The 2,554-nt window shown below is 71.2% G+C and carries 1 protein-coding gene; it reads left to right on the top strand.

Annotation, left to right across the window (positions count from 1 at the left end; genetic code table 11):
- A partial coding sequence (locus G6026_RS02215) for a bifunctional [glutamine synthetase] adenylyltransferase/[glutamine synthetase]-adenylyl-L-tyrosine phosphorylase (protein WP_241727921.1) occupies positions 1-2,554 on the top strand: 2,554 nt, incomplete at both ends.

Below are 2,554 nucleotides of genomic sequence, written 5' to 3' on the forward strand. Positions count from 1 at the left end.
TGTCGGTACCTACCGGGCCGGGGTCACCGGTGGCGCGGCCGTGAACGTGCTCCGGTCGGCCTACCGGGACCACGTCGCGCTGCTGGCCGCCCACGACGTGGCGTCCACGGTCGAGGACGAGCCGGTGTTGCCGTTCGCCGAGGTGGGCCGCCGTCTGGCCGATCTCGCGGACTCGGCGTTGACCGCCGCGCTCGCCGTGGCCGTCGCCACGGTGTACCCGGACTCGCCCATGCCCGGTCGGCTCGGGGTGGTGGCCATGGGCAAGGGAGGGGCCCGCGAGCTCAACTACATCTCCGACGTCGACATCATCTTCGTCTCCGAACCAGCGGACGCCAAGACCGGGCGAGTGGCCGGGGAGATGATGCGCATCGGATCCATGGCCTTCTTCGAGGTGGACGCCGCCCTGCGACCGGAGGGCAAGTCCGGCGAACTGGTGCGGACCCTGGAGTCCCACGCGGCCTACTACAAGCGGTGGGCCAAGACGTGGGAGTTCCAGGCGCTGCTCAAGGCCCGCCCGATGACCGGCGACCTGGCCCTGGCCACCGAGTACTACGAGACCGTGCACCCGCTGGTGTGGACGGCCTCCGAACGGGACGATTTCGTCCAGGACGTCCAGGCCATGCGTCGACGCGTCGAGGAGAACGTCCCCGAGGCGCTCCGCGAACGCGAACTCAAGCTCGGCCGGGGAGGCCTGCGGGACGTCGAGTTCGCCGTCCAGCTCCTCCAACTGGTGCACGGTCGAACCGACGAGGAACTCCGGGTCACCAGCACGGTGGACGCGCTCGGCGCGCTCCGGGCGGGCGGGTACATCGCCCGCGAGGACGGCTCCAACCTCGTGGCCGCCTACGAGTTCCTGCGTCTGCTCGAACACCGGCTCCAGCTCCAGCGCTACAAGCGCACCCACCTGCTCCCCGAGGACGGCGACCGGGAGGCCTACCGCTGGCTCGCCAGGTCCGCCCACATCCGTCCGAGCAGCAGGCACGATGCCTCGGAGGTGTTGCTCGAGCAGCTGCGCCAGGTCCGGAGCCGGGTGCGCAGACTGCACTCCAAACTGTTCTACCGCCCTCTGCTGGACTCGATCGCCGCCTACGACGCGGAGGCCCTGTCCCTGAGCTCCGAGGCGATGGAGCGGCAGCTGGCGGCACTCGGGTTCGGCGCACCCCGTCACGCGCTCGGACACCTCCGAGCCCTCGCCGGTCAGAACAACCGGCGTGGCCGGATCCAGGCGCTGCTGCTGCCCGCGTTCATGGAATGGCTCGCCGACACCCCGGACCCGGACGCCGGGCTCCTGGCCTACCGGAAACTGTGCGAAGAGCACCAGAACATCACCTGGTTCCTGCGCGTGCTGCGGGACGACAGCATCGTGGCGCGCCGGTTGGTGACGGTGCTGGGCACCTCGGTCTTCGTCTCCGAGCTCCTGCTGCGGAACCCCGAGGTCATCCCCGACCTGACCGACGGGGCCGAGGGGCCTGTGCTCGTGGCGTCCAAGGTCTCCGACATCGCCTCCGCGCTGTCCGCCTCGGCGTCCCGCCACCGCACCCCAGAGAAGGTCATCGCCGCGGCGAGGTCGCTGCGCCGAGCGGAGCTGGCCCGGATCGGGGCCGCCGACGTACTGGGGTTGATCTCCGTGCCGGAGGTGGGCAAGCGTCTGTCCGCGGTGTGGCGGGCGGTGCTCGAGGCGTCCCTGGCGTCGGTGATCAGGGACCTGTCCCCGGAGGGGCAGGCGCCGCCGGCCCGGCTCGCGTACATCGGGATGGGACGTCTCGGTGGGGACGAGCTGTCCTACGGGTCCGACGCGGACGTGATGATCGTGTGCGACCCGGTGGAGGGCGTCGCGGAGGACGAGGCCGTCCGGTGGGCGGTCCAGGTGGCCGAGCAGGTGGGACGGTTGCTCTCGTCGCCGTCGTCGGATCCCCCACTCGACCTCGACGCCGACCTGCGCCCGGAGGGCCGCAACGGGCCACTGGTCCGGACCCTCGCGTCCTATCGCGCCTACTACTCCAAGTGGGCGGAGACGTGGGAACTGCAGGCCCTGCTCAGGGCGGCGTTCGCGGCCGGGGACCGCGACCTGGGTCTTGACTTCCTGCACATGATCGACGAGTTCCGCTATCCGGCGGACGGGGTGCCGCCGAAGGTGGTGCAGGAGATCCGGCGGATGAAGGCGCGGATCGACACCGAGCGGTTGCCTCGGGGCGCCGACCCGGCCACCCACACCAAGCTGGGACGCGGTGGACTGGCGGACGTCGAGTGGTCCGCCCAGCTACTGACCATGCAGCACGCTGCTCGGGTGCCCGGCCTGCACACCACCTCGACCCTGGAGGCGCTGGAGGCCGCCGCCGCCGCGGAGCTGATCTCGGAGAGCGAGCGCGACGCCCTGGTCCAGTCGTGGCTCATGGCCGCCCGTGCCCGTAACGCACTGGTGCTGGCGCGCGGCAAGGCGGTGGACCAACTCCCCGGTCAGGGCAAGGTCCTCGCCGCCGTCGCCAGCATCTGCTCGGAGTCGTCCGACGGCGCGGAGTTCCTCAACCAGTACCGCCGGGTCACCCGCCACGGC

The organism is Dietzia sp. DQ11-38-2 (assembly GCF_014145055.1).
Taxonomy (GTDB): Bacteria; Actinomycetota; Actinomycetes; order Mycobacteriales; family Mycobacteriaceae; genus Dietzia.